Raw genomic sequence first — 24,578 nt, forward strand, 5'->3', positions numbered from 1 at the left:
CTGGGACCGCGGCACCGAGCTCGCCGACTACGCCCGCATCCAGGTCGCCCTGGACACGAAACTCTTCTTCTGCGACCCGCGCTCGCCCTGGCAGCGCGGCAGCAACGAGAACACCAACCGGCTCCTGCGGTTCTGGTTCGAGAAGGGCTCGAACCTCTCAGCCCACAGCGCCGACGATCTCCGCCGAGTCGCTGCGACCCTCAACCGGCGTCCCCGACCGACCCTCGACCTCGACACCCCAGCCACCCGGCTGAACCAGCTGCTCAAGGCAGCTGAAACCACCCGCGTTGCCTAGACCGCTTGACTTTGCCGTCCAACGAAGGTGCCAAACTCACAGTTCGGCGGAAGATGGTTGGTTTAATGGGGGGCATGGATACGTGGCTCAGGTTTAATGACGGGCGGAGCATTCCGCAGCTCGGCCTCGGCGTGTACAAGGTGACGGATGCCCTCGCCGCGGACACCGTGCAGGTCGCGCTCGATGCCGGGTACCGCCACATCGACACGGCGGCAATGTACGAGAACGAGCGCGGCGTCGGCCGGGGCATCGCCCGGTCCGGGCTTCCCCGAGGCGACGTCTTCGTCACCACGAAGGTCTGGAACGACCAGCACGGCTACGAGGAGACCCTGCGCGCCTTCGACGACAGCCTCGCCAGGCTCGGGCTCGACTACGTCGACCTGTACCTCATCCACTGGCCCGCGCCGCGCCAGGACCGCTACATCGACACCTACCGCGCGCTCGAGACCCTCCGGGCCGACGGGCGCGCCCGCTCGATCGGCGTGTCCAACTTCCACACGCACCACCTCGACCGGCTGCTGCGCGAGACGGATGTCGTCCCCGCGGTCAATCAGGTCGAGCTGCACCCCTGGCTGCAGCAGGCCGAGGTGCGCCGGTACGACGCGGCCCACGGCATCCTGACCGAGGCCTGGTCTCCGCTGGCCCGAGGGCGCGCGATCGGCAACCCCGTGCTCGACGCGATCGGCGCCCGGCACGGCAAGACCGCAGCCCAGGTCGTGATCCGCTGGCACCTCGAGCTCGGGAACGTCGTGATTCCGAAATCCGTGACGCCGGACCGCATCCGCGAGAACATCGACGTCTTCGACTTCAGCCTGGCCGCCGACGACCTGGCGGCCATCACCGCGCTGGACTCCGGCGAGCGCACCGGCAAGGACCCCGACGACCACGGATAGGGGCGGCACGAGAGGTCGGCGCCAGGCCGGCGCTGCCGAGCGCCTAGCCCAGCGGCACGAGCGCGGCCGGGCCCATCGGGTCAGGCACGTCCTCCGCGTTGGGCAGGCTCGTGATGAACCGGAAGAAGGCGACCGCCAGCAGCGTGGCGACCCCTCCCCCGATGATGAACGGCAGTGCGAGGTCGACCCGGCCGACGAACCCGCCGAGCAGGCTGCCCAGCGGCATCGCCCCCCAGAGCAGGGTGCGCCAGGTTCCGTGCACCCGGCCGAGCAGGTGCCCGGGGATGATGCTCTGCCGCAGCGACATCACGAGGATGTTCCAGACCGTGATCGACCCGCTGGAGAGCGCGAAGGCCACTCCGACGACCCAGACGTTCGGCCAGACCCCGACCAGGATCAACGTGCTGCCGCTGAGCAGCAGCATGAGCGCCATCGTCGGGCCCGCGTTCAGCCGGTTCTTCAGCGGAGCCGTCAGGACCGAGCCGACGATCCCCCCGACCGCACCGGAGAGCATGAACACGCCGAAAGCCGCCTCCGGTACCCGGAGGGGTCCGAGCAGGAACAGCACGAAACTCGCCGTCGCGAACGAGAAGGCCAGCCCGCCCGCGGTACTGACCAGCCAGAGCGTCACCAGCATCCGGCTCTTCACGATGAACCGGTAGCCGTCGACGAACTGGAGGTACCAGGCCACCTGCGGCGTGTCGAGCAGTGCGGCGTGCTGGCGGCCCGAGGCGACCTTCGGCAGCAGGAGCGCGAGCGCGGCGGCGCCCAAGAAGGCCAGCGCGTTCACGCCCAGCGGGATCAGCACGGACACCGCGAACAGCAGGGAGGTCAGCGGCCCGGACAGGAAGCTCTGCACGACGAGCTCGCCGGCCTCGATCCGCGAATTCGCCCGGGGCAGATCCACCCGGGCGACGATGCTCGGCACCACCGCGCGGGTCGCCCCGTCGTACACGGTCTCGAAGGCGCCGTAGACGAAGATGACCAGGTACAGCCACCAGATCGTGAGGCCGTTCGTCGCGCTCAGCACGCACAGCGCGACGGCGAGCAGCATCCGCACGGTGTCGGCGAGCGCGAGGGCCTTGCGCCGGTCGATGCGGTCGATCAGGATGCCGGCGGGAATGGCGCAGAGCAGCCACGGCAGCATCGCCATGGCGGCGATCCCGCTGATCAGCAGAGGGTCGTCGGTGAGCCGAGCCGCCAGCAGCGGCATCGCGGTGCGGGCGATCCCGTCGCCGAGGTTGCTCGCGATACTGGCGGCGAAGAGATTGGTGAAGGCGGGCCCGAGCCCGCGCTTCGCCGGCGCGGGCGAGCGATCGCCCCGCGCATCCGTCGCAGCGGCCTCCCCCGGGCCGGTCACCACCGAGAGTGGATGTTCTCGCGCAGGAGTCGGTCGTAGATGTCCTGAACACCCTCGTTGAATGCGAGGCTGAGCGGTTCCGCGCGTCCGGCCGCGGCGTTGGCCTGCGCCTGCGAGATCGAGCGCGCGCCGGGGATGACGCTGCTGACGCCGTCGATCTGGGCGACCCAGGCGAGCGCCGCCTGGGCCGGCGTCAGGCCCTCGGGAACGAGCGCGGCGAATTCCGCCGCCGCGGCCAGCCCGGTCTCGAAACCGACCCCGGAGAAGGTCTCCCCCACGTCGAAGGCGCTGCCGTCGAGGTTGTAGTTGCGGTGATCGGTCTCGGCGAACTTCGTGTCGCGGGTGTACTTCCCGGTCAGCAGCCCGCTCGCCAGGGGAACCCGCGCGATGATGCCCACCCCGGCCGCGCGCGCCGCCGGCAGCACCTCGTCCAGGGGCTTGAGCCTGAAGGCGTTGAGGATGATCTGCACGGTCGCGACCCCGGGCCGGGCGATGGCCGCGAGTGCCTGGTCACAGGTCTCGACGCTGACGCCGTAGGCGGCGATCGCGCCTTCGCTGACGAGGGTGTCGAGCGCGTCGTAGACCTCGTCGGACTCGATCACCGAGCTCGGCGGGCAGTGCAGCTGCACGAGGTCGAGCCTGTCGGTGCGCAGGTTCGCGCGCGACCGGTCGGTCCACTCGCGGAAGTGGGCCAGCACGTAGTTCTCCGGCAGCTGCTCGGACCGGCGTCCCATCTTCGTCGCGACCGTGATGTCCTGGCCCGGCGCATCCACCTCGAGGAAGTGGCCGATCAGGCGTTCGCTGCGCCCGTCGCCGTAGACGTCTGCCGTGTCGAAGAAGGTGACGCCCGCGTCCACGGATGCCGCGAGCACGGCCAGCGCGTCGGCCTCGGAGACGTCGCCCCAGTCCGCTCCCAGCTGCCATGTTCCAAGTCCGATGACCGATACGGTTCGCCCGGTCCTGCCGAGGGTTCGCTTCTCCATGACGCCAGCCTAACCACCCGCGCGCGCCCTCGCGAGGTGCCGCGGCCGCCGCGCCGCTCCGCACCGCTCAGTCGACGGGAGGGCGGCGCGAGTCCCCGGCGGCCGACGCGGAGATCGCCCTCGATCCGGCTTCCTCGATCGCCCGGACGACGGTCCGCGCCAGGCGCGGCCGGATGAGGTGGTCGTTCGCCTCGACTCGGTACGTGGTGACGTGCCGCATCCGCTCAATCACCGTCATGCTCCCCGGCGCGATGAATGCGTCGAGTGACCCGTAGACGACCGCGACCGGGATGTTCAGGCTCGCCACGTCGCTCACCACGGTCTGCGACTCGATGCAATGCTCGAGCGACTTCACGAACGGGGTCCAGCTTTTCGTGGTGATCTCGAAGATCCCCTTGGGCAGCAGCCGCGAGATGATGGCCGCGTTGGCGAGCGTGAAGTCCTTGTTCGCCCGCAGGAATTCGTAGGCTCGCAGGTAGGCGGTCACCCGGCCGCGCACGCGGGGGTCGCCGATATCGGCCGGCGAGAGGTAGACCGGCGGGCCGACCAGCACCAGTCCGGAGACGTTTCGGCGGTTCTTCGCGGCGTAGCGGGATCCGATCAGGCTGCCCAGCGAATGCCCGACGAGGGTGAACGGCTCGTCGAGCTTGAGGGAGCGGATGGTGGCCTCGAGCGAGGCCACGTGGTCTTCGAGGGTGTACTCGGAGTTCTCCGGCGCGGGCGATTCGCCGAAGCCGAGGATGTCCACTGCGATCACGCGGTGTCGCGGCACCAGCAGGGGGACCATGTTCCGGAACGTCACCGACGACGAGGCGATCCCGTGCACGAGGACAACCACGGGACCTGACCCCTCATCGGTGGCGACGTGCAGGAGCGGTGGACGGCGCCGGCCGAACACTGCCGCGAGATCCGCCCACCAGGTCATGCGTCCAGTATGGCCGCGCCGGTCGAACCCCGACGCCGAATTGTGATTGGACTCCCAGACAACATGCAGACAGCGGCCGTCCGCGTGGCCATACTGTGAGGCATGAAGCGAACCCTGGCCGCCACCGCGATCGTACTCGCGGCGCTCATCCTCTCCGGATGCACGTCATCCGGGTCGAGCGACAGTTCCGGACCGCCGGTCAGCGACGGCGGCGTCACCGACGGCGGCGGCGTCACCGGCGAGCCGGCCCCGGACAAGGGAGTCACCGGCGGCGGCGAGGTCGTGACGGACAACCGCGACGTGATCACCACCGGAACGGTCTCGCTCACGGTGAAGGATCCGATCGAGGCCGCCCAGACCGCCGCGGACATTACCGAGAAGGCGGGCGGTCGCGTCGACAGCCGCACCGAGAACCCGAGCGTCGACGACCAGCCGGCGAGCGCGAACCTGGTGCTGCGCATCCCCGCCGACGAGCTCGACAACGCCGTCGTCGAGCTGAAGAAGCTGGGCACCGTGAACAGGGTGTCGCTGAACTCCACGGACATCACCCAGCAGACGCAGGACATCGAGGCCCGCATCACATCGCTGCAGACCTCCGTCGACCGGCTGCTCAGCCTGATGGCCAAGGCGACCGACGCCACCGACCTGATCGCCATCGAGAGCGCCCTGTCGCAACGGCAGAGTGAACTCGAAGGGCTGCAGGCGCAGCGCGACTACCTCGCCGACCAGGTCGATTTCTCGACGATCAGCCTCGAGCTGTACTCCGAGGGCACGGTCGATCCGCCCAATCCGGACAACTTCTGGGACGGCCTTCTGGCCGGCTGGAACGCGCTCATGTCGGCCCTCGGCGGCGCCCTCGTGGCCATCGGATTCCTGCTGCCCTGGCTGGCGGTGCTCGGCGCGATCGGCGCGGTCGTGCTGCTGATCGTCTGGCTGTCAACAAGGAAGCGCAAGGCTGCATAGGCTGGCAGGTGTGAACGATTCCACGCCTGCCACTCCGCCGCTTCTGAGCGACGAGTTGTTGGCGCGGATTCACGGGCGAGCGGCCGGTTACGACCGGGACAACGTCTTCTTCACCGAGGACCTCGCCGAGCTCGCCGAGGCCGGCTACCTCCGCGCCCTCGTCCCGGCCGGCTTCGGCGGACTCGGCCTGACCCTGCAGCAGGTCTCGCGCGAGCAGATCCGGCTCGCTGCGCACGCGCCGGCGACCGCCCTCGCCGTCAACATGCACCTCGTCTGGACCGGCGTGGCCAGGGCGCTGCTCGAGCGCGGCGACGACAGCCTCGCCTTCCTGCTCGAGGGCGCGGCGGCCGGCGAGGTCCTCGGCTTCGGCGTGAGCGAACCCGGCAACGACCTCGTGCTGTTCGGGTCGACGACGGATGCCCGCCCGCAGCAAGGCGGCGGCTACCGGTTCTTCGGCACCAAGGTCTTCACCTCCCTCTCCCCCGCCTGGACCAGTCTCGGCGTGATGGGGCTGGACTCCTCGGCGCCGGGCGCCCCGAAGATCGTCTGGGCGTTCATCGACCGCAGCGACCCCGGCGTCAGCGTCAAGGACGACTGGGACACGCTGGGCATGCGGGCCAGCCAGAGCCGGAGCACCGTGCTCGACGGCGCGTACGCCCGGCCCGACCGGGTGTTCCGCCGCCTCGACCCTGGGCCCAACTCCGATCCGCTGATCTTCGCCATCTTCGCGACCTTCGAGATCCTGCTGGCGTCCGTGTACACCGGCATCGGCCGGCGCGCGCTCGAGCTCGCCGTGGAAGCGGCCGGGCGGCGCACCTCGCTGAAGAACGACGGGCGCAGCCTGGACCAGGACCCGGACATCCGCTGGCGGGTCGCCGACGCCGCGATCGCCATGGACGGCATCTACCCGCAGATCGACGCGCTCGCCCGCGACGTCGACGCGCTCGCCGACCACGGCGCCCAGTGGTACCCGAGGCTCGCCGGGCTCAAGCACCGGGCAACCGAGAACGCGAAGCACGTGGTCGACCAGGCGCTCCGCGTCAGCGGCGGCTCCTCGTATTTCGCCGGGAACGAACTCGGACGGCTGTACCGCGACGTGCTCGCCGGCCTGTTCCACCCCTCCGACGCCGAATCCGCACACTCCACCGTGGCCTCGGCCTGGCTCGGACCGCTCACTGACTCTGGACCCGCAAAATGACCAAAACCTCGAGCATCGGCATCATCGACACCGCCGCCCACACCCGGGCCGTCCTCGACCTCACCATGCGCCTGGCCGAAGTCATTTTCGCCGCCGGCGCCGGCGCGGAAGATGCCACGGCGGCCATGGAGGCGATCACGCGCGCCTACGGCCTCAAGGGCACCGAGGCGAACATCACGCACACGATCATCAACCTGACCCACGAGGATCCGGCCACGCACGAATCCATCTCGCGCAGCCGAAACGTGAAATACCGGTCGCTGAACTACGCGAAGCTCACGGCGACATCCGAGCTGATCGCCGAGATCCTCGAGAACCCGATGGATGTCGCGGACGCCCGGAAACAACTGGCCACGATCGTCAGCGCGAAGCCGCAGGTTCCGATGCTGTTCCGCCGCGTCGGCTGGAGCCTGGTCGGTGCCGGCGCGGCCGTGCTGATCGGCGGCGGACCGGTCGTGATCCTGGCGGCGTTCGTCGCCGCGTTCATCATCGACCTGATCACGACCATGCTGGACAACCGCCGCGTCCCGGTGTTCTACCAGACGGTGGTCGGCGGCGCGATCGGACCGATCCTGGCGGCCCTCGTGCAGGTCATCGACCCCAGCGCCAACCCGTCGCTCGTCGTCGTCGCCGCGATCATCATGCTCCTGGCCGGGGTGACCACCTTCGGCGCCGTGCACGACACCCTGTCCGGGTTCTACCTGACCGGAACCGCCCGCGCCCTGGAAGCCATGGTCATCACCGGGGGTCTGGTCACCGGTGTTGCCGGGGCGTCGCTGATGCTCAGCCGGCTCGGCCTCGGGCTGCGGGTCGACTCGGATGTGGCCCTGACGCTGGCCAACCTGCCGCTGCTGCTGGTGGCATCCGTTGTCGTCGTCATCGGCTTCGGGCTCGCCGTTCAGGTTCCCTGGCGCGCGTTCTGGGTGGTCTGCCTGCTCGGCGCCGTCGCCGAATTCCTCTACCTGGCCGGAGCGAACGCGGGCTTCGGCCTGGTCTGGTCGTCGGGCGCGGCCGCGGTCGGCGTCGGCCTGCTCGCCGCGGTGGCCGCGCGCATCGTGCGCACGCCGCCGCTGGTCATCATGGTGTCGGCGCTCGTTCCGCTCGTGCCGGGACTGAGCCTGTTCCGCGGCCTGCTGCAGGTGTCGGAGGGCGAGATCGAGGGGCTGCTCAGCCTGCTGACGGCCGGCGCGGTCGCCGCCGCGCTGGCGGCGGGCGCCATCCTCGCCCAGTCGCTCGTGCAGTTCGTCTGGGGTCCGGCCCGCCGCCTGCAGCGCCGCTCCATCGGCCCGCTGATGGCGCTGCCGATCGCGCTCGGACGCGGCTCCGGCAAACGCATCTAGACGCCCGACGCGCCGATTCGGGCGATCCCGCGTAGGGTCGAGGAAACGGATGCCGCCGGGGCTCGGTTCGAAGGGGTACACATGGCTGACAAATCACCGAAGAAGGATGCGTCCAAGAAGGTCGCTGGAAAGTCGCTGAAGGAGAAAAGGGCCGACAAGCAGGCCAAGTCGAGCGAAACCGAGAAGGCCAGGAAGCGCTAAGGCCTGTCTCCTCCACCATCACCGGGTGCTGCCTCGCAAGACGGGGCAGCACCTTTGTTTTCCCGAAAGCCCTGTTGCTGAAAGAAAGGTCCCCATGACGCTCCCCACCCAGGACACCGTTGTGCTCTACCCGTCCGGGTCGGTGCGTAACGCAGCCACGGTCCTCCATGTCGAGGTGCTGCCCGGCGGGCGGGTGGCCGTGCTGCTCGACGCCACGAGCGTGCACCCCGTCGACGCCGGCTGGCCCGACCAGGGCGCCGACGCGGCCGTGCTGCGGATCGGGGAGATCGACCACACCGTCGTGGACGCCATCGTGGGGGCAACCGACGGGGCCGAACTGCACCTGGGCCGGGACATCCCGGTCGGCAAGGGCACCGAGGGCTGGGCGTTTGTCGTGGTGCACGTGCTGGAGAGCGGCGCCCTGGCGGCCGAGGGCGACCCGGTGCGCGTGTCCGTGGATGCCGGCGCCCGGCTGCGCACGTCGGCCGGCCACACCGGCTGCCACGTGGCCTCGCTCGCGCTCAACCGCGCCGTCGCCGACCGCTGGAAGAAGGAGATCCGCGCCGACGGCCTCGGCAACCCCGACTTCGACGGGGTGGCCATCGACGTCTCCCTCATCCGCGAGAACGGATCGACCGATACCTACCGTCTCGGCAAGTCCCTGCGTAAGAAGGGCTTCGTCACGGAGGGCCTGGCCGACGACCTGGCCCAGGTGCAGGACGCGATCAACGCGGCCCTGGCCGGCTGGGTCGCCTCGGGCGCCGCCGTGCGGATTGAGCGCGACGGCGATCTGCTCACCGACCGCCGGTACTGGGTCTGCGAACTGCCGGAGCAGACCGTGCGGATCCCCTGCGGCGGCACGCACGTGGACTCGCTGGCCGAGCTCGGCGCGCCGCAGGTGCTGCTGTCACTGTCGGAGGTGGACGGCACCAGCGTCCTGACGATGGAGACCAGCGTCGGCTGAACTCCCTCAGTCGGCTGAGCTGCCTCGGTCGACGAGGATCGCGTCCACCGGTTCGTCGCCGCGGATCTCGCGCAGCAGCTCCACGATCCGGTCGACGACGGCCATCGAGATGCCGGCACAGACAATGCTGTGCGGTCCGAGTTCACCGAGCCCGCCGGCGCGCACCCGGATGACCTCCCAGCCGACTTCGCCGAGCGCGGCGTCCTTCTCCCGGTCGGACGCCTCCTTCAGCCCGCGGTGTGCCGTGCCGTCCCGGCCGGGGTCGTCGTACTCAATCGCGACCTTGAGCGCGGGAATGATGATGTCCGGCCAGACCTCGGGCTTGCCGTAGAAGGTGCGGCTGATCCGAACGGCGTTGACCCGGTGCGGCAGACGGATGCGCTCGGCCAGCAGCATCCGCAGCCGCTGCTCGGTCATGGACGTTCGTGTCTTCAGCCCCGGTTTCATGAACGGGATGCCGCCCTCGAACCGTGCGGACGGCGCCTGCGCGTTCGCCCGGCACTTCGGGCAACCGGGCCCGGTGAGCGCCTCACGGACGCTCGCCTCGAACCGGGAATGCCCGCGTTCGCAGATCCACTCGTAGGAGGCCCCGATGCGGGTTTCGGCCGCGAGGGCCGCGCGACCGCCGGGGGCCACTTTCCGCAGCAGCTGAGCGCGGCGGCGTTTCGTCTCGGCCAGGAGCATGCAGAGCGGGCAGTCACGCTGGAGGGTGATCCTCGCCTCGCCCGGCGGGGCACCGTGCCCGCAGCGAAAACGGACGCTGCTGCCCTGGTTCGCACCATCGCCCATGCCTGCCCTCCTCCTGTCTGCATCCACGCTAATCACGTCCACCGACATCCGCGGGGACGGCGCGTCACACCCGCCCGCGGGGCTGCCGGATGTGCGATTCTGGGACCGGGACCGGACAGAGAGCACCCGGCCGCCCAGAGTTGGAGTTCCCGTGACGATCCCCGAGCCCGCCGCCGCCACCGTCCCCGAGCCCGCCGCCCAGCCCGAGCCCGAGCCCGAGCAGAGCGACCGCATCACCCTGCGGTTCATGGCCAATCCGCAGGATGTCGCCGCATCCGGCACCACGGTGGCCGCCGGCAGCGTACTCGAGTGGATCGACAAGGCCGGCTACGCCTGCGCCGTCGGCTGGAGCGCCTCCTACTGCGTCACCGCGTACGTCGGCAACGTCCATTTCACGCGGCCGATCGAGCCGGGCAGGCTTGTCGAGGTGCACGCCAGGATCATCCACACCGGCCGCACGAGCATGCACGTGCTGGTCACGGTGGAGACGACGGATGTCCGCGAGCGGCGGTACACGCCGGCGACACACTGCATTCTCGTCTTCGTGGCCATGGACGACGCCCGCCGCCCGCGCGAGGTCCCCGAGTGGCGCCCGCGCTCGGCGGCCGACGAGGCGCTGCAGCGGAACGCGAGGGAACGGCTCGAACCGCGCCGGCGCATCCAGGCCGCCATGCGCGACCAGCTCTATTCGGACGAGGGCACGACCCCCAGCACAGTCTTCCGCTTCCTGGCTGCGCCCGGCGACGTGAACTGGGGCGGCAAGGCTCACGGCGGAACGGTCATGCGCTGGATCGACGAGGCGGCCTACGCCTGCGCGGCGAGCTGGAGCTCTGAGGCAGCGGTGGCGGTGTACTCGGGCGGCATCCATTTCTACCGCCCGATCCGGATCGGCGACATCGTCGAGGTGGATGCCCGGCTCATCCATACCGGACCGCGCAGCATGCACATCAGCATCCGGGTACGCTCCGGGAGCCCCCGCACCCCGCACGACCTGCAGCTCACCACCCAGTGCATGAGCATCTTTGTCTCCCGCGGGGCGGACGGCGGCGCGGAGCCGGTGCGCTCGCTCCCCCTCGCCAGCGCGGAGGACGAGCGCCTCGACGCCCACGCCCGGGCGCTGATCGCGATGCGCGCCGACCTCCCGACCCTGCCCGTGGGCCTCGCGCACACCCCCTAAAGCGAACGCCACCCGCCTCCACGCTGAGTTGCGGACAAAGTACCTTCAATTTCCCAACGAAGGTACTTTTTCCGCATCTCAGCCAGGGCTTAAACCGGGAAGGGCCCGCCTTGCGGCGGGCCCTTCCTCAAACAGCGGTGGAGCTAAGGAGATTCGAACTCCTGACCTCCTCGATGCGAACGAGGCGCGCTACCAGCTGCGCCATAGCCCCCGACTGCTACTGAAGAATATCATGCACGCGCGGGTGGTGTGTGCCGCGGTCGGGTCGGCTGGGTCGGCTATCCGACGGCCCGACGGCGACGCAACACGGCGTCGAGGTCGGTCATGCCGGGTTCGGTCTCGCCGACGACGCCCATCGAGGCGAATCGGTTCGGCGCCGAGGTGCCGGCGGAAGCCGGCTGGGCGGCGGGGCGCGCGGCGGCCGGGCGGGAGATCGGGGTGACGGCGGCGGCGATCCGGGCGGCCCGGAGGGCGAGCTCGGATTCGGCGGCCGCCTTGCGCAGCTCGGCCGCGGCATCCACCGACGCCATCGCGGTCTGCGCGATCGAGCCCCGGGACAGGTGCAGGGGGCGCGGAAGGGGCTGCGGAGTCCAGGTGGGGTTGGCCACCGGGGCCTCGTCGAAGTGCACGGGTTCGAAGCGTTGTGCCGTGAGGGATGTCGCGATCGGCGCCCGGGCGAACACCCGGGCCGCACGGGCGATTCGGGCCAGCCGGGACAACGAGCCGAACGCCAGGGCGACGGCGATAGCGCCGAAGCCGAGCACGGTCCACGAACCGGCCACCAGGGCGGTGACCGCGCCGACCACCAGCGAGACGAGTCCGGACAGGAGCACGAGGGAACTGAGCGCGCGCCACCTGCGCAGCCGCCGGAGGGCGAGCGCGGGCGACCCCGCCGAAGCGGAAGCGGAAGCCGACCGGGCGAGGCCGGCCGCGCGCCGCGCCGCAGCGGCGGCATCCACCGCCTGCTTCGACTCCGCACGGGCATCGTCTTCGGCCCGGGCGAGGAGTTTCTGCTGGGCGGAGACCGTGCGCGCGTTCGCCTCCAGCCGAACCTGCTGGGGAACTTCGGCGGTTTCGGCCATGATTCGCAGCGTCTGCTGCAGCCGAACGGCGTTGCGCTCCACGGCGAGGTACTGGCGACGACGGGACCAGGTCGGCATCAGATAGGTCACCCAGAGGGTGGCGGCGACCGCCACCATCACTCCACCGCCCAGCGCCTCGCTACTCATGGTCACTACGGTATGAGCGCGGAGCACCACCGGGCATGATTACCAAGGGTGTGTCACCGCCCAATGATGGGCAAGGGCTGCGCGGCGGCGGCGAGATCCGCCGGCGACACCATGGCCGCATCCTCGGGCACGAGCCCGGCGCGCCAACGGCGCAACACACCCTCCGGCAGTTCCTCGGCGACGAGGCCGAAGCAGAAATGGTCGCGCCAGTCCCCGTTGATGTGGATGAAGCGGCGCCGGAGCCCCTCGTACCGGAATCCGAGCTTCTCGACCACGCGCAGCGACGGAGCGTTCTCCGGTCGGATGCAGATTTCCATCCGGTGCAGGCCCAGTTCGGTGAAACAGTAGTCGGTGGCCAGGGCGACCGCCGCCGGCGTGATCGATTTGCCGGCGAATTCCTTGCCCGCCCAGTACCCGATCGTGGCCGACGACAGCGAGCCCCAGGTGATCGACGACACGTTCAGCTGCCCGGCGATCTGCCCGTCGTACTCGACGATGAACGGCAGGCCGTGCCCGGCCCGGGCGTTGAGCAGCAGGTTCCGGATGCTCGCGCGGGTGTCGAAGGACATCGGCGCGTACGGGTTGGTCGCTTCCCAGGCGCGCAGCCACGCCCGGTTCTCCAGGAGAACGCGCTCGAGGGCCCTGGCATCACGCACCCGGATCGGGCGCAGGGCGACGGGGCCCTCGTGGAGCGTCGGGATCGCGAGTGGCACTGCTTGCCTGTCTAGTCGTGGGCCGCGGCCCGGTGGTTTGCGCCCACTGTAGTCGTCTGGCCTAGCTCATGCGGCCGGCGAAATCGCGCAGCCAGGGGCGAAGGTCCGGACCCAGGTCGTCGCGATCCACGGCGAGCTGGATGATGGCCTTGATGTAGTCGAGCCGGTCGCCCGTGTCGTAGCGTCGGCCGCGGAAAATCACGCCGTACACTCCCCCGGTCTCCTCCGGGGTGATAGCCATTTCCTGCAGCGCGTCGGTGAGCTGGATTTCGTTTCCCTTGCCCGGCTTGGTGTGCTCGAGCACGTCGAACACCTCCGGCCGGAGCACGTAGCGCCCGATGATGGCGAGGTTCGAAGGGGCGTCGGCGGCGCTGGGCTTCTCGACCAGGCCGGTCACGCGCACGACGTCGGGATCGTCGGTCTCTTCGATCGCGGCGGCACCATACATGTGGATCTGCGACGGGTCCACCTCCATCAAGGCGACAATGCTGGCGTTGCGCTTGTCCTGTTCGTGCAGCATCTTGCCCAGCAGCGGGTCGCGGGCGTCGATGATGTCGTCGCCGAGGAGAACGGCGAAGGGTGCCCGGCCGACGTGCATCTTCGCGCGCAGGATGGCGTGGCCGAGGCCCAGGGGGTCGCCCTGGCGCACGTAGTGCATGTCGGCCAGATCGGTGGATTCGTTGACCTTGGCCAGTTTGGTCAGGTCACCCTTGCGTGCGAGCAGGTCTTCCAGCTCGGTCATCCGGTCGAAGTGGTTCTCGAGGGAGTTCTTGTTGCGTCCGGTGATCATCAGGACGTCGTGCAGCCCCGCCGCGACCGCCTCTTCGACGACGTACTGGATGGCCGGCTTGTCGACAACGGGCAGCATCTCCTTCGGCATCGCTTTGGTTGCCGGCAGGAATCGTGTGCCGAGTCCTGCTGCAGGAATGACGGCCTTGGTTATAGGGGTGCCCATGGGGTCAAGGGTATCGGCATCTAGGATGACTTTATGGACTCCGACATCCCTCACCGAAAGCGGGCGCTCCGCGCCGAGTTGCGGGAGCGCCGTCAGAACATGACTTCGGTCGAGCGAGAGGCCGCGACTGCGGGTCTCACCGAGAACCTGCAGAGCCTCGCCATCGACCTGTCGGCCCGGTCGATTTCGTGTTACCTCTCCTCCCGCACCGAACCCAATACCCGCCCCTTCGTGAACTGGGCGGAGGCCGACGGCATCCGTGTCCTGTTCCCGGTGTCGCGCGAAGACGGGCTGCTCGACTGGACCGTCGGAGAAGGCAATGGCGAGACGGAGGGCATCGCCGGGGTTCCGGAGGCCGCCGGCACGCTCCTCGGCCCGATCGCCATCAACGACGTCGACCTGATCATCGTTCCGGCGGCGGCCGTCGACAGCACCGGCATGCGGATGGGCTGGGGTCGCGGTTATTATGACAAGACCCTCGGCTCCATGGACAAGTGCCCCCCGGTGTACGCCGTCGTGTTCGACAACGAGTTCGTCGACGAGGTGCCCCGCGAGGTGCACGACCAGCCGGTCAACGGACTGGTCACCCCCACGAGAATCATCTCGTTCTAAGACCCCTGGCCAGCATTTCGCTCGCCGTTCCATCAGCTGGAGATTGACGTGCCCACTTACTCGTACCGTTGCACGGAGTGCGACACCGCCTTCGACATCCAACAGTCCTTCAGCGACAGCTCACTGACCGTGTGCCCCACCTGCCAGGGCAAGCTGCGCAAGGTGTATTCCGCGATCGGGGTGAGCTTCACCGGTTCCGGCTTCTACCGCAATGACGCCAGGGCGGAAGCCACTGCGTCCCGGGACACGAGGTCAGGCGCGAAGAAGGCGGCCGACAAGGCTCCGGAGAAGGCGTCCGAGAAGCCGGCGAAGGCTGCCGGCGAGAAGTCGTCGGCCGCGCCCGCCGCCACGCAGAGCAAGCCGTCCGCCAGTGTCTCGCCGACCACGTCGAGCACGGGCTCCTCTGCCCCGAAAAAACCGTAGTGGAACGCTTTGAGAGAGGTTCGATCATGATCAAGGGCTTCAGGGACTTCATCATGCGCGGCAATGTGATCGACCTCGCGGTCGCCGTTGTCATTGGCGCGGCATTCACGGCGGTCGTGAATGCGATCGTGACGGGGATCTTCAACCCCCTGATCGCGACGCTCTTCAACGCCGAAAGCCTGGCCGAGTCCATGATCGTGGAGCTGCCGGGCGGGGCGAAGATGTCCTTCGGGCTCGTGCTCGCCGCGATCATCACCTTCCTGCTGATTGCGGCCGTGGTGTATTTCGTCTTCGTGCTCCCGCTCAACAAGATGAAGGAAGCCCAGGAGCGCCGCCGAGCCGCCGGCGTCCCTGCCGCCGCGGAAGCCGTCCCTGCGACCGAGCTCGACCTGCTCGCCGAGATCCGCGACCTCCTCGCGTCGAGCGCGAGCGAGGCCGCCAGCGAAGGCCCCAAGCACACGCTCTAACCAACGGGCCCGGCCCGACCGGCTACCAGTGCGGCGGGCGGTCCCGCCGGAGTCGGTCGTCGTTCGCGCCACGGGACCCCGACGCCGTGGGGGCAACGCCGCCCTCCTCGCGCTCGATCGGCACGTCCGGGCTCGGGTCCGTATTCGGCGCGGGCAGCAGTTTGGCGCGTCTCGCGCCGCGCTGGCGCACGATCGGCTGCCGGGGTGCGCCGGTCGTGCCGGCGCGCTCGTCCGCGCCACTGGTGTCGTCTTCAGCGCTCATGGGACAAGGCTAGCCCGTCAGTCGCGGGCAGGCACGACCGCGATCGGAGCCGTCGCCAGCTCGGCAGCGGGGCCACCCCGCTTGACCCCGGCGAGAGTCGCCACCCGCTGGGCGACGGCATCCGGGTTGCTGAAGAGTTCGAAGCTGTGCACCCTCAGGTAGTGCCAGCCCAGCCGGCGCAGCACCTCGGGGCGCAGCCGGAGCGACTCGCGCAGGCTCGCCCGGCCGACGACGGCGTCCGTTTCAACGACGACCGCACGGCCGGCGTGCGAGGCCGCGAGCGCGAGCTTGCCGCGGTGGCCGAGGGAGACGGTCAGGCCCAGCCGTTCGAGCCGGCCGGCCAGGTCGACCAGCATCGACTCACTCGGGTCGGGCGCCTGGTTCTCCCTGGCGCGCGCCTCGGTTTCGCTGAGCACCTGGGAGAGGGCCAGGATGCCGTGGCGCTGGCGGTCCGCGTCGATGTCCTCGGGCCGGAAGCAGGAGACGATGTCCATCGCACGCCTGGCACGGGTCATGCCGATGGCGAGCAACCGTTCGCCGCCCGGCTCGCCGAGGGACCCGAAGTTGGAGAGCAGCCGGCCGTGCGGGGTGCGCCCGTAGCCGATCGAGAAGATGACCCGGTCGCGGCTCTGCGCGACGGCCTGCTCGAGGGTGAGCACGGTGAACGGCTCGGCGCGGTCCTTGAGGATGAAGTCGGAGAGGTCGGTGCGCTTGGAGAACGCGGCCAGGACCGCCTGGTGCACCCGCACGGAATGGCGGGCGCTCGCGGTGATGACCATGAGCGACTCGCGGGGGCGCTTGACCGCGTGGTCGAGGACCAGTTCGACGACCTTGGCGACCTCGGCGTCGACACTCTCGATGGCGCCGCTCTCCGCATCCGGCATGCCGCGGCCGCCGGCGACGTAGCTGAGGCTGAGGCTCCCGTGGCCGAGGAAGCTGCCGGCCCAGGGCAGGGAGTCGATGCGGCCGCCGTAGAAGCGGTGGTTGACGATCTCGGCGAGGTCTTCTCCCCCGGCGCGGTAGCTGCGGGTGAGGGTGAGGGTCGGCAGCAGTTCGCCGAGGCGCGCCAGCGCCGAGTCGGCGTGCAGGGCGTCCACGTTGTGCGGTTCGGCGTCCCCGGATTCGCCGATGCCGGTCTCGAACGGTGAGGGCGTCTGGGTGACCGGGTCACCGAAGGCCACCACCTGCTTGCCGCGGCGAACCGCCCCGACGTTCTCGGCGAAGGTGGTCGCACCGGCGTCGACGAGCAGCACGGTGTCGAAGCTGAGCCGGTCGTCCAGGTCGGCGACCTCATACGGGGAGGCAAGCCACACGGGCGCCAGCACCCGGCCGAGGTGGGGGGCGGCATCGTGCAGCCTGGTCGGCGTGGCGCGGCCGGAGCGCAGCAGCCGGCGCAGGTGGTCGGCCTCCTCCGGCCAGTCGACGACTCCGATCTTCCACGTCTCGGCGAGCAGCCAGGCCACCAGCTGGCCGGTGGCGGATGCGTGCGCCTCGTCGACGAGCCGGAAGTCGGCTTCGAGGCGGTCGAGCACCTGCGTGTTCGCGTTCAGGAGGGCCTTGTTGTCGCTGAGCATCGCCTCGAGCACGGACTGCCACCAGGCGAGCTCGAGTTCGTCGGCGACATCCTTCTCCGACACGTGACGCTGTGCCAGGTCGGTCATCAGCGGGTCGAGGTTGTGCTCGCGCAGGGTGGAGAGCAGCGCGGTGCGCTCGTGCAGGTTCGCGAGCACTTCGCTTTCCGCGGCCAGCCCGGCGACGGTGTAGATGAGAGCCTTGATCGGACGGTTGGCGAGCATTCGGGTGGTCCCCGCGGCGCCGAGCGGAATGTCGAGCAGGCCCAGGTCTTCGGCGACGCGCTGGTAGGCCACGTGCACGTCGTTGATGCCGACGGGGACCTCGGGGGTGGAACCCGCGACGACGTACCGCTGCCAGAGGGTGCGCTGCTGCTGGATGCGGCGGAGGCTCTCGTTCATGTCGCTGACGTGCACGCCCGGCCGCAGGTACTCGTCCGCGAGCTTGCGCAGCCGGCGACGGCTGCTGGAGGGCATGTCGGGCGAGTCGCGCCGCGCCGAGGTGGCGGCGATCAGCTCGGTGAGCGGCCGGTCGTACACGGCCGGCTGGAACCGGTCGAGCGTTTCGCGGATGTCGAGCAGCAGCCGCAGGTAGATGCCCAGTTCCGCGATGGTCTCGAAGGGACGCAGCCGGGTCTGGCCGACCAGCCCCGACGCACGTTCGAGCAGGCGCGGCAGTTCGATCTGGTTGACCCGTTTGGCCAGCTGGTGCGCCGACGACGCCTCGGCGGTCGAGGTGAACGTCGCGCCGTACCAGGGCGAGTCGCCCGGGCCGTAGCGGAACTCGCCGAGCGCCGCCGCCTTGATCAGGGTCGCCGCGGCGGCCCCGCGGTTGTGCGCGAGCCGTTCGAGTGCGCCGCGGTCCAGCCGCGCGATCGTCGAGGGCGGGGACGGCAGCTGGGCGAGCCGGGCCAGTTCGCCGAGCGCGTCGAGCACGGACACGCCGAGCGCCGCGTCGCGCCGGGACAGGGCCGATCGGTAGTCGAGCAGAACCTTGCGCAGGCGCACGAGCGCGTCGTCGACGTCGCCCACGCGGGGCTGGGTGGCCTTCTCGTTGCGCGTGATCGACTGCACGAGGTCGCGGCGCAGGTTGCGCGGCGTGACGGCTGCTCCGGGGAGGCCGACCTGCACGAGTCGGTGGGCGATGCCGTCGAGGCTGGACCGGCGGGCGCTGACCACGAGCACGCGTTTGTGCTGGGAGATCAGCGCGCCGATGGCATTGACGATCGTCTGCGTGCCGCCCGTGCCCGGCAGCGTCTTCACGACGAGCGAGTTGCCGGCGGCGATCTGCGCGATGACGTTTTCCTGCTCCGGGTCGGCGTCGAGCAACAGGATGTCGGTGGCCGGCGGGCGCACGTCCTGGCCGATCGGGACGACCGGGTTGTACGCGGTCTCGACGGCGCGGCGGGCGGAGGGGTTTCCGGCGACCGCGTCGAGCAGCGGGTGGTCCAGCCGGGCGATGTCGGCGGCGAGGGCTCGCCCGACGTCGGCGAAGGAGGAGACCACCAGTCGCGGCACGACGTTGAACCAGGGCAGGTGCGAGGTGAGGCCGCGGAGCCGGTCGATCACCGGCTGGGGCTTGAACGCGCCGTTGGTGACCGCGAGCGCCACGAAGGCGTCCGCGTCGAGGGTGATCTGGAACTGGTCGTGCAGGGCGCGGGCCAGTTCCGGGTTGAGGAACGGCTGGCCCTTGAGCTTGAGTTCGAAGTCGCGCCCGTAGCGCCGGATCGCCAGCGGACGCAGCAGGATGGGCGCGCTGAACTCGGCCTCGCCGTTTTTCCACTGGGCCAGGCCGATGGCCAGGTTGACCGATTCGATCCCGCGCATGGAGCGCAGCTCGATGCCCTTCTGGGTGATCTCGTTGGCGGCCAGGCGGGCGTTGCGCAGCGCGAGCTCGTCGCGGATCAGGTTGGAGAGCAGGGTGGTCTTGCCGGTGATGAACTGCGGCAGGCCACCGGGGTGCGTGGCGCTGAGCTCGATGCGCGTGCGCGTGCCGTCGTTGAAGTGCAGCAGCGGGGACCGGCCGCCGACCGCGGCGAGTTCGTCGCGCCAGCGCTGCCAGGTCGGCTCGGCGATATTGCCGGCCACCAGGGACGGATCGCCGAGGCTCACGGAGTGCGGGGAGGTCGAATTCGGCGCGTCGGAGCCGGACGCATCCGTGTACTCCGACAGGATGCCGTCGTCATCTTGTTTCTTATCGAGGCGCCACACAGGGATACCCTAATTCGGACTGGCACGGTTTGCGGGTAGGCGCCCCCGGGTTTCGCTCGATCACTGATGGTCAGAGCCAGTTGCGCTTCTTGAAGATGACGTAGAGGCCCACGCCCATCCCGACCATCAGGGTGACGGCGAACGGATAGCCCCACTCCCAGAGAAGTTCGGGCATGTGCCGGAAGTTCATGCCGTAGATCGTGCCGATGAGCGTGGGCGCGAACAGGATGGCCGCCCAGCCGGAGATCTTCTTAACCTCTTCGCTCTGCGCCAGGCTCGTCTCGGAGAGGCTGCGGGTTTCATCGTTCTGCCGCTGGTTCACCAGGGTGCTGTGCACGGTGAGCGCGTTGGACAGCAGCTCCCGGAACGAGTCTCCCCGTTCCACCACGCGGATGGTGTGGTCGAGCACGTCGCGCAGGTGGTGGCGGATTTCCACGTCGACGTTGCGGGTCTCGAACCCGCGCTGCAGGGACTCCATCATGCCCACGAGCGGCTGGGTCGCCCGCTGGAACTCGATCACCTCGCGGGAGAGCGCGTAAATGCGGCGGGACACCTCGGGGTCGCCGGTGAAGAGCTGGTCCTCGATCTCATCGATGTCGTTCTCGAGGCCCGCGACGACGGGCCCGTATTCGTCGACGATCTGGTCGAGGATCGCGTAGAGCACGGCCTCGGGCCCGAGGGCCAGGAGCGCCGGGTCCTCCTCCATGCGGCGGCGCACGGTCGCGAGGTTGGGGGCCTCGGCGTGACGGATGGTCAGCACGAAATCCGGCCCGACAAAGAGGTGCACTTCGCCGAACTCGACCCGCTCCTCCGCGTCGATGTACCGCGCCGGGCGCAGCACGAGGAAGGCGATGTCGTCGAAGCGTTCGAGCTTGGACCGCTGGTGGCCCTTCAAGGCATCCTCGACCGGCAGGTGGTGCAGATTGAACTCCTCGGCGACGGAGCGCACTTCCTGCTCGGTCGGCCGGTACATGCCGATCCAGGCGAACCCCGCGTTCGCCTTGAGGACTTCGTAGGTCTCATCGAGCGAGGCCGGCGTCGCCGCCCGTCGGCCGTCCACGTAGATCGCATTGTCGATCAGCGCCATCGGTTCTCCTTCGCTCGCGTACCAGTGTCGCAGGGGCGGGGCGAACTGTGGTGCAAGCCGGGCGGGCCGGGCATGCGAAAGGGGGCCAAACCCGAATTGGCCCCCCTCGCAATTCCTGGCCAGGGTGACAACCCGAATGTCTCCTGAACCGGCGATGCAGCTCGAGGAGCGTGCATCGTGTTCCATAGTCTGCGGCAGCGCCGACGCCTCCGGTAGTCAGCTCTTTGGGGGACCGGCGGTCGCGCGTCAGCCGCGGCGCACCGCGCCCGCCAGCCGGCCGGCGTCCAGCGCGAACAGGTCTCGGGATCCGGCGGTGGCTGCCCCGAGCAGGCCGGCGCACTGCGGCAGGAGCTGCTCCGCGTAGAAGCGGGCGAGCACGAGCTGGGTCTCCGCCATCTCGGCGTCGCCGGTGGCCGGCCCGGCCAGGGCCGAGCGGGCCAGCAGCCATCCCCCGACGCAGAGCCCCCACATGCGCAGGTAGGGCGTGGAGCCCGACAGCGCGGAGTCCGGGTCGGTGCTTCCGGTGGAAAGCATCCACGCGGTGGCCGTTTCGAGGGCGTCGAACTGCCGGCCGAGCTCCATCCGGATCAAGTCGAAGTCATCGCCGGCGCTCGCCAGCTCCGCCTCGACCTCGCGCATGGTCGCGATGAACTCCATCGCCGAGGCGCCGCCGCGCACGCCGAGCTTGCGGCCGACGAGGTCCGCAGCCTGGATGCCGTTGGTTCCCTCGTAGATCGGGGTGATCCTCACGTCGCGGTAATGCTGCGCGGCTCCGGTCTCCTCGATGAAGCCCATGCCGCCGTAGACCTGGAGCGCGAGGGAGGTGATCTCGGTGCCGAGGTCGGTGCCGAACGACTTGCAGATCGGGGTGAGCAGGCCGACGACCTCGCCGGCCCGCGCGGCGGCCCGCTCGTCCTGGTCGTGGCTGGCGTGGTCCATCTGCACGGCGTTGAAGAGCATCATCCGGCGGAGCGCTGCGAGGTAGGCCCGCTGGGTCATCAGCAGGCGGCGCACGTCGGGATGCTCGATGATCGCCGAGTCCTTCCCCTCCGCCCCGATCGCCAGGCCCTGCCTGCGGTCCTGGGCGAAGTCGAGCGCCTGCTGGTAGGCGCGCTCGCCGATGGCGAGGCCCTGGGTGCCGACGGAGAGCCGGGCGCTGTTCATCATCACGAACATGATCCGCATGCCGAGGTTCTCCTCGCCGATGAGGTAGCCCGTCGCGCCCTCGTAGGAGAGCACGCAGGTCGGCGAGCCGTGGATGCCGAGCTTGTGCTCGATCGAGAGGCAGGTGACCGGATTGTGCTCGCCGAGCGAGCCGTCCTCGTTCACCAGGAACTTGGGCACGATGAAGCAGGAGATGCCCCTGGTGCCGGCGGGTGCGCCGGGCGTGCGGGCCAGCACGAGGTGCACGATCTGCTCGGCCAGGTCGTGCTCGCCGTAGGTGATGAAGATCTTCTGCCCGGTGATGGCGAAGGTCCCGTCACCGTTCGGCGCGGCACGCGTGGCGAGCGCCCCGACATCCGACCCGGCCTGCGGCTCGGTGAGGTTCATCGTGCCGGTCCACTCGCCGCTGATCATTTTGGGGAGGTAGCGCTGCTTCTGGGCATCGTCGCCGTAGTGCAGGAGCGCGTCGATGGCGCCCTGGGTGAGCAGCGGGCAGAGCGCGAAGGCCATGTTGGCGGATGCCGTCATCTCCTGGATCGCGAGGTTCACCGACCAGGGGAATGCGCCGCCGCCGAACTCCTCCGGGAACGGGACCGAGCCCCATCCGGCGTCGACGTACTGGCGGTAGGCCGCCTTGAACGGGGCCGGCGTGACCACCGAACCGTCGGGCTGGCGGCGCGCGCCTTCGACGTCGCCCGGCTGGTTGGTCGGCGCCACGACTTTGGCCATGAAATCGCCGCACTGTTCGAGGAGGTCGACCACGGTGTCGAGGTCGGCATGCTCGTAGCCGGGCAACCGGGCGACGCCCGGGTAACCCACGACATGCTCGAGGACGAAGGCGAGATCGGTCAGGGGAGGTCTGTAGGTGCTCACGATCGTCAGCGTAGCCCAGCCTCCAACATCCGCCGTAAGGCGTTGTAGGAAATATCCAAGTTGTTGGCGGTGAAGTGCCCCTGGAGGGATTCGAACCCCCAACCGTTTCCTTAGGACGGAACTGCTCTTCCGTTGAGCTACAGAGGCTGACCGGTCAAGTTTAGCGGTGTGCGCCAAACCCGGTGTGCGCCGACTATGTCGGGGGGTACAGGAAGAGCGGCACCTCGCTGGCCGGGACGGTGCGCGTGTGGTACGCGCTGCTGCCCATCCAGTTGTACTCCTCGAGCACGACGGAACCGCCGGCCGAGACCGACTGCACGTAGGCAACATGGTTGTAGTTGAACCAGGCGACCGCTCCGACGACGGGCTTGTTGCCGGTGGCCCAGCCGTGGCCGGACCAGGCGTTGGCCCATTGGGAGGCGTCTCCGCCGCCGGGGGTGAGGTTGCTCCAGGTCCAGCGCCAGTTGCCGCCGGTCACGCCGGCGTCGCGGTTGAGGCGCCAGGCGACGAAGTCGACGCACTGTCCGTAGACGTAGCCGAGCGGAGAGAGCCCGCTCGTCTTGCCCGCCCAGGGGTAGTCGTCACCGTCGGCACGGATGCCGTAGACGGCGTAGGCGGCGGTCGTCGCGCGGGCCGCGTCAGCGGCCTTCTCCGCGGCGGCCGCGGCGGCGGCGCGCTCACGCTCGGCCAGTTGCGCGGTGGTGGTCGCGCTGAAGCCGTCGCGGGCGACCGAGATGCTCGCCGAACCGGCTGCCACGGTCACGTCCTGCGCTTCCGCCGACGCTCGCTGGTGCGCCGTGCGGGCGCCTACGAGGCCCTCGCCCGGCGTGAACGCGTAGGCCGGGAGCGCCGCGGTGAGGAAGAGTCCGGGAATCGCGAGCAGGGTGACCGCGACCGTCAGGGGGCTGTTGCGCTTGGAAGGCGGCGGGCGCGTGGCCGCCGGCGTTGGGGTCACGGGCTGCGCGGCCATGGGCCGCGCGGCTGCGCGGGCGGCATCCGGGGCCACGCTGACGGCCGGGGCGGCCTTCTGCTCGGCCGGCTCGGTGGAAACTTCCGGGGTTTCTCCTGCCTCCCGCTGCGCGCGAAGTTCGCGGCGCGTGGGAGTCGCAGTGGAGTTCTCGGGAGAACCGGTCTGGCCGGGCTGGGGCAAAAGGGGGTCCTCCGGAGTGCGGGTTCAGGTCGTCTGGCTCCCCCACACTATGGGAACGAGCGCCGAATGTCACCTCGGGCGTTACATTGCCGTGACTTTCGCGTCGTCCTCAGGCTGCCGGGGCGAGGTACTCGTCCCACTGGGGCAGGGGGCGCTCGACGCCTCTGACCACCCAGGTGGTCCCCTGCGGCATGCGCGGATCGAAGAGCAGGTCCCAGTTCATTTCCGCCGGCGTGTGGTCGCCCTTGACGTTGTTGCAGCGCAGGCAGCAGGCGACGAGGTTGTCCCAGGTGTCCCGGCCGCCACGGGACCGCGGCAGCACATGGTCGATCGTGCTGGCCGATTTGCCGCAGTAGCCGCAGCGATGCTCGTCCCGGCGCAACACTCCCCGCCGGCTGACAGGCACGGCCACCGACCGTGGGATGCGCACGTATCGGGTGAGCAGGATGACGCTCGGGCGCTCCCAGAACCCGGAGGCGGCCACGACCGGGTGCTCCTGGTCGCTCTCGACGATCGTTGCTTTGTGATTCATGACCAGCACGAGTGCCCGTTTGAAGGACACCACGGCGAGGGGCTCGTACCCCGCGTTGAGGACCAGTGTGCGCATGCGCTCCCTTTCGAAGGAGGCTGGACGGCTTCCAGCCATTCGAACTACGTTCCGGCGCCCAGCGAAACAGGAGAGTGCAGCCAAACAAGAAAGAGCGCTGTCACGAGGACAACGCCCGACGAGCCACGGCGTGGCCCGGACATGTTTGACTGCCGTGCCGCAGCAC

23 protein-coding genes and 2 tRNA genes are annotated in these 24,578 nt (G+C 69.6%); 10 read left to right on the forward strand and 15 right to left on the reverse strand.

The features are described from left to right. Both BLQ39_RS04695 and BLQ39_RS04700 read left to right on the forward strand, forming a co-directional pair. Positions 1 to 295: IS30 family transposase (locus BLQ39_RS04695; protein ID WP_143006461.1), on the forward strand; the 295-nt coding region annotated here is incomplete at its 5' end. A 74-nt stretch (positions 296 to 369) separates the two neighbouring features. After that, positions 370 to 1,188: an aldo/keto reductase gene (locus BLQ39_RS04700; RefSeq protein WP_198417073.1), complete on the forward strand. Its 819-nt coding sequence runs from the start codon at positions 370 to 372 to the stop codon at positions 1,186 to 1,188. A 43-nt stretch (positions 1,189 to 1,231) separates the two neighbouring features. On the opposite strand, the gene BLQ39_RS04705 is transcribed toward BLQ39_RS04700, so the two are convergent. The 3 genes from BLQ39_RS04705 to BLQ39_RS04715 all read right to left on the reverse strand — a co-directional run bounded on the left by BLQ39_RS04705 (position 1,232) and on the right by BLQ39_RS04715 (position 4,456). Continuing rightward, on the reverse strand, positions 1,232 to 2,548 hold the full coding sequence (locus BLQ39_RS04705) for an MFS transporter (protein WP_167738524.1): 1,317 nt from the start codon (positions 2,546 to 2,548) through the stop codon (positions 1,232 to 1,234). Beyond that, positions 2,545 to 3,531, reverse strand: a complete 987-nt coding sequence (locus BLQ39_RS04710; RefSeq protein WP_092322143.1) for an aldo/keto reductase — start codon at positions 3,529 to 3,531, stop codon at positions 2,545 to 2,547. The genes BLQ39_RS04705 and BLQ39_RS04710 overlap by 4 nt, the downstream gene beginning before the upstream one ends. A 67-nt stretch (positions 3,532 to 3,598) precedes the next feature. Next, positions 3,599 to 4,456, reverse strand: a complete 858-nt coding sequence (locus BLQ39_RS04715; protein ID WP_092322145.1) for an alpha/beta fold hydrolase — start codon at positions 4,454 to 4,456, stop codon at positions 3,599 to 3,601. Between the two features lie 102 nt (positions 4,457 to 4,558). Here BLQ39_RS04715 and BLQ39_RS04720 point away from each other — a divergent pair, with 102 nt between their 5' ends. The 4 genes from BLQ39_RS04720 (at position 4,559) to BLQ39_RS04735 (ending at position 9,122) form a co-directional block, all read left to right on the forward strand. Further along, the gene (locus BLQ39_RS04720; RefSeq protein WP_092322146.1) at positions 4,559 to 5,419 is read left to right on the forward strand and encodes a DUF4349 domain-containing protein; all 861 of its coding nucleotides are present in this window, start codon (positions 4,559 to 4,561) and stop codon (positions 5,417 to 5,419) included. Positions 5,420 to 5,429: 10 nt separating this feature from the next. Beyond that, on the forward strand, positions 5,430 to 6,617 hold the full coding sequence (locus BLQ39_RS04725) for an acyl-CoA dehydrogenase family protein (RefSeq protein ID WP_092322147.1): 1,188 nt from the start codon (positions 5,430 to 5,432) through the stop codon (positions 6,615 to 6,617). Further along, on the forward strand, positions 6,614 to 7,957 hold the full coding sequence (locus tag BLQ39_RS04730) for a threonine/serine exporter family protein (protein ID WP_092322149.1): 1,344 nt from the start codon (positions 6,614 to 6,616) through the stop codon (positions 7,955 to 7,957). The genes BLQ39_RS04725 and BLQ39_RS04730 overlap by 4 nt, the downstream gene beginning before the upstream one ends. 295 nt (positions 7,958 to 8,252) lie before the next feature. Then, positions 8,253 to 9,122, forward strand: coding sequence for an alanyl-tRNA editing protein (locus BLQ39_RS04735; RefSeq protein ID WP_092322150.1), 870 nt, complete (start codon positions 8,253 to 8,255; stop codon positions 9,120 to 9,122). Positions 9,123 to 9,128: 6 nt separating this feature from the next. Here the strand turns inward: BLQ39_RS04735 and BLQ39_RS04740 are convergent, their stop codons facing one another. Further along, positions 9,129 to 9,911: a putative endonuclease domain-containing protein gene (locus BLQ39_RS04740; protein ID WP_092322152.1), complete on the reverse strand. Its 783-nt coding sequence runs from the start codon at positions 9,909 to 9,911 to the stop codon at positions 9,129 to 9,131. A 151-nt stretch (positions 9,912 to 10,062) separates the two neighbouring features. On the opposite strand from BLQ39_RS04740, the gene BLQ39_RS04745 reads away from it, so the two are divergent. After that, on the forward strand, positions 10,063 to 11,088 hold the full coding sequence (locus BLQ39_RS04745; protein ID WP_241982779.1) for an acyl-CoA thioesterase: 1,026 nt from the start codon (positions 10,063 to 10,065) through the stop codon (positions 11,086 to 11,088). 138 nt (positions 11,089 to 11,226) lie between these two features. Here the strand turns inward: BLQ39_RS04745 and BLQ39_RS04750 are convergent. The 4 genes from BLQ39_RS04750 to galU all read right to left on the reverse strand — a co-directional run bounded on the left by BLQ39_RS04750 (position 11,227) and on the right by galU (position 13,985). Continuing rightward, positions 11,227 to 11,299, reverse strand: a tRNA-Ala gene (locus tag BLQ39_RS04750). A gap of 67 nt (positions 11,300 to 11,366) precedes the next feature. After that, a complete protein-coding gene (locus BLQ39_RS04755; protein WP_092322153.1) occupies positions 11,367 to 12,317 on the reverse strand; it encodes a hypothetical protein in 951 nt (316 codons plus the stop codon). 53 nt (positions 12,318 to 12,370) lie between these two features. After that, positions 12,371 to 13,030, reverse strand: a complete 660-nt coding sequence (locus BLQ39_RS04760; RefSeq protein WP_092322155.1) for a GNAT family N-acetyltransferase — start codon at positions 13,028 to 13,030, stop codon at positions 12,371 to 12,373. A gap of 61 nt (positions 13,031 to 13,091) precedes the next feature. Then, positions 13,092 to 13,985, reverse strand: coding sequence for a UTP--glucose-1-phosphate uridylyltransferase GalU (gene galU, locus BLQ39_RS04765; RefSeq protein WP_092322156.1), 894 nt, complete (start codon positions 13,983 to 13,985; stop codon positions 13,092 to 13,094). 33 nt (positions 13,986 to 14,018) lie between these two features. On the opposite strand from galU, the gene BLQ39_RS04770 reads away from it, so the two are divergent. The 3 genes from BLQ39_RS04770 to mscL are packed head-to-tail and all read left to right on the forward strand — an operon-like array spanning position 14,019 to position 15,487. Next, positions 14,019 to 14,597 carry a 5-formyltetrahydrofolate cyclo-ligase gene (locus tag BLQ39_RS04770; protein ID WP_092322158.1) on the forward strand — a complete coding sequence of 193 codons (579 nt, stop codon included), beginning with the start codon at positions 14,019 to 14,021 and terminating at the stop codon, positions 14,595 to 14,597. A gap of 48 nt (positions 14,598 to 14,645) precedes the next feature. After that, entirely contained in the window at positions 14,646 to 15,020 is a 375-nt protein-coding gene (locus BLQ39_RS04775) for an FmdB family zinc ribbon protein (RefSeq protein ID WP_092322160.1), read from the forward strand. 26 nt (positions 15,021 to 15,046) lie between these two features. Beyond that, entirely contained in the window at positions 15,047 to 15,487 is a 441-nt protein-coding gene (gene mscL / locus BLQ39_RS04780; protein WP_092322450.1) for a large conductance mechanosensitive channel protein MscL, read from the forward strand. A gap of 22 nt (positions 15,488 to 15,509) precedes the next feature. Here the strand turns inward: mscL and BLQ39_RS04785 are convergent, their stop codons facing one another. The 7 genes from BLQ39_RS04785 to BLQ39_RS04815 all read right to left on the reverse strand — a co-directional run bounded on the left by BLQ39_RS04785 (position 15,510) and on the right by BLQ39_RS04815 (position 24,412). After that, a complete protein-coding gene (locus BLQ39_RS04785) occupies positions 15,510 to 15,749 on the reverse strand; it encodes a hypothetical protein (RefSeq protein ID WP_092322161.1) in 240 nt (79 codons plus the stop codon). A 17-nt stretch (positions 15,750 to 15,766) separates the two neighbouring features. After that, positions 15,767 to 19,531: an AAA family ATPase gene (locus BLQ39_RS04790; protein WP_422386357.1), complete on the reverse strand. Its 3,765-nt coding sequence runs from the start codon at positions 19,529 to 19,531 to the stop codon at positions 15,767 to 15,769. A gap of 70 nt (positions 19,532 to 19,601) precedes the next feature. Further along, on the reverse strand, positions 19,602 to 20,618 hold the full coding sequence (locus BLQ39_RS04795) for a magnesium and cobalt transport protein CorA (RefSeq protein ID WP_092322163.1): 1,017 nt from the start codon (positions 20,616 to 20,618) through the stop codon (positions 19,602 to 19,604). Positions 20,619 to 20,864: 246 nt separating this feature from the next. After that, positions 20,865 to 22,655, reverse strand: a complete 1,791-nt coding sequence (locus tag BLQ39_RS04800) for an acyl-CoA dehydrogenase (RefSeq protein WP_092322164.1) — start codon at positions 22,653 to 22,655, stop codon at positions 20,865 to 20,867. 75 nt (positions 22,656 to 22,730) lie between these two features. Beyond that, positions 22,731 to 22,802 (reverse strand) — tRNA-Arg (locus BLQ39_RS04805). A 46-nt stretch (positions 22,803 to 22,848) separates the two neighbouring features. Further along, positions 22,849 to 23,805 carry a CHAP domain-containing protein gene (locus BLQ39_RS04810; protein ID WP_092322166.1) on the reverse strand — a complete coding sequence of 319 codons (957 nt, stop codon included), beginning with the start codon at positions 23,803 to 23,805 and terminating at the stop codon, positions 22,849 to 22,851. 109 nt (positions 23,806 to 23,914) lie between these two features. Then, positions 23,915 to 24,412 (reverse strand): HNH endonuclease, encoded by a 498-nt coding sequence (locus tag BLQ39_RS04815; protein WP_092322167.1) that lies wholly within the window; start codon positions 24,410 to 24,412, stop codon positions 23,915 to 23,917. Between the last annotated feature and the right edge of the window lie 166 nt (positions 24,413 to 24,578).

Source organism: Cryobacterium psychrotolerans (assembly GCF_900101115.1).
Classification (GTDB): Bacteria; Actinomycetota; Actinomycetes; order Actinomycetales; family Microbacteriaceae; genus Cryobacterium; species Cryobacterium psychrotolerans.